Below are 6291 nucleotides of genomic sequence, written 5' to 3' on the forward strand. Positions count from 1 at the left end.
GAGGCCGCGGTGGAGGGGTCGTTCCAGTTGAAGAGCGGCTGCCGCGCCGCCCGCAACGGCGTGTAGAGGTTCACCGAGACCCCCGCCAATAAAAAGGCCGCCGCCAACGGCAGCGCCCGCGCCAGCGTCTTCGCCTTCCCCCGCCCGGGCCATCCAATAAAAAGCAGCGCCGGGAAAAACAACGCGACCGTCATATGGTTCGCCAACGATAGGCCGCCGACCAGCGCCAGAACGTACAGCTCCCGCGCCGCACCCGTCCGCCGCAAACGCAGCGCCGCCCACAGCAGCGCCGCCCAAAATAATGCGTTGAGCGCGTACACCTCCGCCATCGTCGCCACCGACCACAGCGTCCTCCCCGCCAACGCCAAAAGGCCCGCCGCCGCCATCGCCAACGCCTCCCCCATTTCCCCCACACCCAGCTGCCGCGCCAACTCCCGAGCCGCCAGCGCCAGGAAGAACGCCGCCCCCGCCGCCGCGGCCGCCGATACCAAATTTATCAAAAACGCCTGCTCCCCCCACGGGAAAAACGTCGCCAGCTGCCCCAGCAACGCGTACAGCGGGTACCCCGTCGGGTGCGCCACGCCCAGCGTCGCCGCCACCCCCAGGAACTCCCCCGAATCCAATATGGAGAGGCCCGGCGCCGCGCCCAAGCCGTACAGCGCGAAGCCGCCCAACAAAAAGGCCCACGGGAGGGCCGATACCAACGAAGCGTTCCGGCGCGCCGGCAAGCCGACTACTCCTTTCGCGAGTAAAAGTAATAATGGACCGGCGCGTTGTACGTCAGGTCGTCGCTGAGCGTCTCCAGGGAAATACGGAGCTGCCGGCCCCGGACGAACCGCCTCCAGATCGGGAACGAGCCGTCGCGGTAAACGTCCCCCGCCGTCGGCGGGACGACCCAATTCCCGGCGAATACGCCGTTGACGCGAACCGCGGCGCCGTAAGGGGGTTCGCACCGGACTACGGCCAACACGTCCCGTCCCGGCGGAACGTCCACCGTGAATTCCTCCCGGCCGGAGACCACCCTACCCGCCTCGAAAATGACCGCCCCCGGCGCGCTCGACAAGGGACGCGCCGCGGCGTAACTCTGGATCATGGTCGCGGCGCGCAGGTGCACGCGGTAGTCGTGGGCGGCTTCGGACGCGACGTCGGCCACGTTCACCTCGTCTACCAACTCGAAGCCCGCCAGCGCCCGGCTCTCCGGCGGAGGGGGCCGCTCGAAAACGTGGGGCGCGAACCGGGCCACCGTCATCTCGCTCCCCCCGGCCATAGTCGTCGTCAGAAGCTGTCCCGAGTAAGCCAACACCTCGAGCGCGTCAGAACTGCGGAACGGGTATACGCTTAAGTAACCAGCGAAATAATCGCCGTACTTGCCGTTCCGCCGCACGAATTCGGAGACGGCGCCCAAACCCTCGCGGCCGTAGCGCCACGCGTCGCGCGTAACCAACCCCTCCATATCGACGATTCTACGCCCGCCGTAGTACGCCAGCGCGCCGACGTCGTGGGTGAAGACGTTGGCCTCCGCCGGCACTTTCTCGCCGATGAAGCGCGCGACGGCTATATGCTGATACCGGATATCCCTGGCGGACATGCCGTAGGCGACCCAAAAGTAGGCCGAGGATATAAGGCCGAAGACCAGGAAATACGCGGCCCCGGTCCAAAACATAGCCGCGTGGCTTATCTGCGGCCGGCCGTAGCGGATAAGGAACGCCAGGCCGTCGATGCCGCCGAGAACGCCGATGACGAACAGCGGAAAATAAGGGGCGATATAACGGGCGTAATGGCGGGTATACGGCAACGCCACGCACGCCGCGGCGACGCACGCCAAAAACACCACGCCCGCGGCGAAGCCCGGCGACGCCCTTCCCGCCGACCATGACTTCCGCGCCGCCCGGCCCCACCCCACCAGGAAGAAGGCCAGCGCGAGCGGCGCAAAATAATTGGCCGCGGCGTACACCGTATTGGCGTTGAAGTACGCCCGAAGGTAATAGCCGTCCAGGCCGGCCAAGATACTCTTGACCACGTATATGGTGTACGATAGCACGGTCGCCGCCCGCACGGTCCAAGGGTCCGTGGTCTGCGCCAGTATAGACTTCGACAGGAAGCTCGACGACGCAAGGTGCCCGCCGACGAAGTAATTGAGGGCGAAGTAGACAGGGACGGGGGTGAGGCCGAGGAGGACCAACCACTTCGAGCGCCGCGGCCTCGGGTTGCCGCTCTTACCCTTCGGCTCCCGGGCCGCTAAAGCGAGCCCCGCCAATATCGCCGCGGCCAGTATTCCCTCCGGCCGCGCCAGCGTCAGCGCCGCCAGCGCCGCCGCGAACCACGCCCGCCGGCCTTGCTCCTGGTACAATATATAGGTATACAGCGCGAACAGCAACGCGGCGATGTAAAGGCCGCCATCCATCCCCCCCAGCGCGTGGAAGGTTATCGGCCCCGTCGTCGCGAATACGAAAGTCGAAACGATTACGTAGCGCCCTTCGAAGAGGTGCGCGACCACCTTCGCGAAGAGCCAGATGCTCAGGCCGTACAGGGCGACGTTCAGAACGTACGCCGCCCACACCAACGCGTTCGGCGCGTGGAATACCAGCGCCAACGGCGTCAGCATGAGTAAATAAAGGTACGAGGTTACGCCGGTAGTGGGCGGGTCGCCTACGTTGTAGACCAGCGGGTGGCCGGCGGCGAAGTTGCGCGCGTAGTGGAGGAAGATGTACGCGTCGTCGAGCGGCAGCGTGAGGAAGCCGTCGGTGTAATACAGGTTGGAATACAGGTACAGCGCGCCGGTGACGGCCGCGAGCACCGCGGCGAGGAGTATTAAAAAAACGTCGCGTTTCCGACGCGCATCCATAAACGCGCGGATTCTACCACGCCCCATAGGGGGTGTCAACGGATTAGCAGGGGCGCGCCGCACCCAAGAAAAAAGCCGCCCGGAGGGGCGGCACGTATTTACCCGCGGCCCGATTTTAACCAGGCGCCGAGCTCCGCCCAGACCTTGGCCAGCGCCTCGGCCGCCGCGCCGCCCCCCGTCTCGACCACCGTCTTGCGCTCGCGCTGGGCCGCGGTGAAGGCGCCGTCGTAGGGGATGCGGCCTACTACGGGAACGTCGCGCCGCTCGGCCTCGCACGCCAGCGCCGCCGCGTTCTCGGCGTGGATATCGGATTTGTTGACGACCACGGCCGCCGGGACGCCGAAATGCGCGGCCAGCTCCGCCGCCCGGGCGAAACCCTGGATGCCGGTTAATGTCGGCTCGGCGACTATTAACGTCGCGGCCGCCCCCGTCACCGACGATATAACGGGGCAGCCTACGCCGGGCGGCCCGTCCACCAGAATGAGCGGCAGGCCCTCCTCCGCCGCGAGGGCCTGCGCCGCCTTACGGACGACGGCGACGAGCTTGCCGGAGTTCTCCTCGCCGGGCCGCAGGAGCGCGTGCGCCATCGGCCCGACGCGCGTCCGCGACAGGTACCACTCGCCGGCGACCTTCTCGACGAAATCGACCGCCGCCGCCGGGCATACCTCGACGCACACGCCGCAACCCTCGCAGGCCGTCGGGTTAACGGCGCAGTCTTCGCTTATGGCGTCGAAGCGGCACAGCTCGAGGCACCGGCCGCAGGCCGTGCAATCCTCCGGCCTTATCCGGGCCTCGAAGCCGGCGCGGAACTCCCGCCGCGAGCGCAGCTCGGGTTCGAGCAGGATGTGCAGGTCCGGCGCGTCGACGTCGGCGTCGGCGACGACCACGGGCGCGGCCAGGGTCGCGAACGCCGCGGCCAGACTCGTCTTGCCGGTGCCGCCCTTGCCGCTCAGTATGACCAGTTCTTTCATTCCGACCCGCTCTCGAGCCGTGCGAGGAGTTCCTCGAAGGTGCCGCGGTATTCGGGTAACTCGTCGACGATAAGGCCGGCGCCGGCGTAGACCTCCGCTACGCGCCGGTCGTCCGGCAACGTTCCCAATATCTCCAAGCCTTCGCTCGCGCAGTACGCCCTGAGGTCTTCCTCCCCCTCGCCGGCGCGATTCACGAAGACGCCGCAACGGAGGCCGAGCTCGCGCACCACCGCGACCGCGAGCTCCAGGTCGTACAGGCCGAAGGGGGTGGGCTCGGTGACGAGGAGGACGAAATCGCTGTCGCGGGCCGCGGCGACCATCGGGCAGGCGGTGCCCGGCGGCGCGTCCGCGACCGTAAGGCCGTCTTTCGCCGCTTGCCGCTTCACCTCGCGGATTATGGGGACGGACGTCCGCTCGCCCACCGTCAGGCGCCCTTCGACGAACTCTATGCCGCGCGCGCTCCCCTTCCGAATTTCGCCGATGACGCGAGGTACCGGCTTCAGCGCGCCCCGCGGGCAAATTTCCCAGCAGCCGCCGCAGCTGTGGCACAGTTCCGGAAAAATGAGCACGTCGTCCTTCAACGCCGCCACGGCGTTGAAGCGGCATACCTCGCCGCAGCGCCCGCAGAAGTCGCACCGCCCGCGCGTAAACGCCGGCACCTCGACCGCGAAGGGCTCGGCCGTAAAGCCCTCGGGCCGCAAGAAGATGTGGCAGTCGGGGTCCTCGGCGTCGCAGTCGAGCAGGGTCACCCTTCGGCCCGCCGCCGCGGCCGTCACCGCGAGGTTCACCGCGACCGTCGTCTTCCCGGTTCCGCCTTTGCCGCTGGCGATCGTTACCAGCATATTACGGGTTTAACGCTGACGCGTCATCGGCGCGCCGCACTTGGGGCACTTCTCCTGGTAGCAGGGAACGCCCTGTTTGTGGGTTACGGTGGCCCCGCAGCTCGGGCAAGCGCAGTTGCCGCCGGGCCCGAGGCCGGAGCCGCCGCGCTGACCGGAGCCCTGGCCGCCGCCGCCCTGTCCTTGTCCTTTAGGCATCTTGACCTCCTTTGATATTGCTTAACTCGAGCCGAAGCCGCCCTCGACGTTGGGGCCTTCCGCCTCGGCGTATTCGCCTTTCAAATAACGTTCCACGGCCTCGCGTACGGTCCCCGCGACGCCGACCACTACCGCGATACCGGCCGCTTGAAGGGTCCGGTGGGCGTTCGGGCCGCAGTTGCCGGTGAGAACCGCCTTTGCGCCCGAGTCCGCGACGGCCCGCGCCGCGCGTATCCCGGCGCCGCCGGAAGCGTCCACCGCGGCGTTTTCGATGGCTTCGAACGACATATCGTCGGTCTCGACCACTACGAAATATGGGGCCCGGCCGAAGCGCGGGTCGACCTCGGCGTCGAGGTCGCCGCCCACGGCGGTAACGACTAATTTCATAACGTACCTCCGGAAGTATCCCGCTTGCGTTGGGGGGGCCGGCTCGAGCCGGCCCCCTTTATCCTACTTCTCTTCCTTGGCCTTGCGCTCGAGCTCGGAGAGGCGCGTTTTGATATCGTTGAGCGCCCCCTCGAAGTACTCGGCCTGAGCCTTCAAGAATTCAGCTTCGTCGGCCGCCGTAGGCGCCGGCCCGTACGGCACGGCGCCGTAAGGCGAGACCGGCGGTTGGCCGTACGCCGGCATCCAACCTGCCCGGGCCCATCCCGGGAGGCCGGTGGCGTAATACATATTACGCCAACCGCGGCCGCCGCCCATGCCGCGGCCCATGCCGAGGCCCATACCCGGGCCGGCGTTCATATAGCCGGGCGTCGCGTAACCTGAGCAGTAGCCCATCCCGCGGCCCGTGCGTGGCCCCTGGCCCGCGGGCCCTGTTCTATCGCCGCGTGGCATCGTCATTCCTCCTTTCCATCTTCGCTTTTTACGTCAACGGACGGCCTTCCGCGGCCACGCCCCGCGCCGCTCCCGCGCCGGCCGCACCGCCGCCGGCCGCAACCGCGGATTTCCCAACAATCCTGCAGCCGGACCAATCGCCTCAGGCCCTCCACGCTTATCTTATCGTCGTGGATGAGGTGGCGGATGCACTCCAGCCAGCTCAGGTCCTCCTCGGTGTAGTAGCGCCTGCCCCGCCGGCGCATAGGTTTGAGCAGGCCCGCGTCCTCGTATATCCGCAGCGTCCGCGGGTGTACGCTTAAAAGGTCCGCGGCGATGCCGATGGGGTAGATACGCTCCTTTTCGTCCAGGGCGGTGTCGTTATTGCCGTTCCCTGACATCATGATTTATAATAATATTATAAACTGTGGTTGTCAAGAGAAAAATGAGCCCGGCCGCCCCAATAAAGAAACGAGGAGCGGCGGGCTTTAAGCCCGCCGCTGCGTCTATTCCGAAGTAGGGGACGGTCTTCAGACCGTCCCGCCGCTTAGACAAGGGGCTTAAGCCCCTTGTCCGACGGGGCGGGCGTCGGGTGGTTACACCCGACGCCCCGCTAAGGGAG

At 67.0% G+C, this 6291-nt stretch carries 8 protein-coding genes; all 8 read right to left on the minus strand.

The annotated features are described in order from the left end of the window. On the minus strand, positions 1–728 hold a 728-nt coding region (locus VMX79_11040; protein HUV87632.1), incomplete at its 3' end, for a DUF2723 domain-containing protein. 5 nt (positions 729–733) lie between these two features. Then, positions 734–2845 carry a hypothetical protein gene (locus tag VMX79_11045; protein HUV87633.1) on the minus strand — a complete coding sequence of 704 codons (2112 nt, stop codon included), beginning with the start codon at positions 2843–2845 and terminating at the stop codon, positions 734–736. 98 nt (positions 2846–2943) lie between these two features. After that, positions 2944–3816 carry a 4Fe-4S binding protein gene (locus VMX79_11050; GenBank protein HUV87634.1) on the minus strand — a complete coding sequence of 291 codons (873 nt, stop codon included), beginning with the start codon at positions 3814–3816 and terminating at the stop codon, positions 2944–2946. Next, positions 3813–4658 carry an ATP-binding protein gene (locus VMX79_11055; protein HUV87635.1) on the minus strand — a complete coding sequence of 282 codons (846 nt, stop codon included), beginning with the start codon at positions 4656–4658 and terminating at the stop codon, positions 3813–3815. Before VMX79_11055 ends, VMX79_11050 begins: the two co-directional genes overlap by 4 nt. Before the next feature lie 9 nt (positions 4659–4667). After that, a complete protein-coding gene (locus VMX79_11060) occupies positions 4668–4853 on the minus strand; it encodes a hypothetical protein (protein ID HUV87636.1) in 186 nt (61 codons plus the stop codon). 21 nt (positions 4854–4874) lie between these two features. Then, on the minus strand, positions 4875–5240 hold the full coding sequence (locus VMX79_11065) for a NifB/NifX family molybdenum-iron cluster-binding protein (GenBank protein HUV87637.1): 366 nt from the start codon (positions 5238–5240) through the stop codon (positions 4875–4877). Between the two features lie 63 nt (positions 5241–5303). Then, on the minus strand, positions 5304–5690 hold the full coding sequence (locus tag VMX79_11070) for a DUF5320 domain-containing protein (protein HUV87638.1): 387 nt from the start codon (positions 5688–5690) through the stop codon (positions 5304–5306). A gap of 2 nt (positions 5691–5692) precedes the next feature. After that, entirely contained in the window at positions 5693–6073 is a 381-nt protein-coding gene (locus VMX79_11075) for a MerR family transcriptional regulator (protein HUV87639.1), read from the minus strand. Positions 6074–6291: the final 218 nt, after the last annotated feature.

It is taken from the genome of bacterium (assembly GCA_035529855.1).
Lineage (GTDB): Bacteria > RBG-13-66-14 > B26-G2 > WVWN01 > WVWN01 > WVWN01.

What these genes read in the sequence shown, in the direction of transcription:
- VMX79_11070 (HUV87638.1), bottom strand. Translation starts at nt 5,690, where the DNA reads ATGCCACGCGGCGATAGAACAGGGCCCGCGGGCCAGGGGCCACGCACG.
- VMX79_11055 (HUV87635.1), bottom strand. Translation starts at nt 4,658, where the DNA reads ATGCTGGTAACGATCGCCAGCGGCAAAGGCGGAACCGGGAAGACGACG.
- VMX79_11065 (HUV87637.1), bottom strand. Translation starts at nt 5,240, where the DNA reads ATGAAATTAGTCGTTACCGCCGTGGGCGGCGACCTCGACGCCGAGGTC.
- VMX79_11050 (HUV87634.1), bottom strand. Translation starts at nt 3,816, where the DNA reads ATGAAAGAACTGGTCATACTGAGCGGCAAGGGCGGCACCGGCAAGACG.
- VMX79_11045 (HUV87633.1), bottom strand. Translation starts at nt 2,845, where the DNA reads ATGGATGCGCGTCGGAAACGCGACGTTTTTTTAATACTCCTCGCCGCG.
- VMX79_11060 (HUV87636.1), bottom strand. Translation starts at nt 4,853, where the DNA reads ATGCCTAAAGGACAAGGACAGGGCGGCGGCGGCCAGGGCTCCGGTCAG.
- VMX79_11075 (HUV87639.1), bottom strand. Translation starts at nt 6,073, where the DNA reads ATGATGTCAGGGAACGGCAATAACGACACCGCCCTGGACGAAAAGGAG.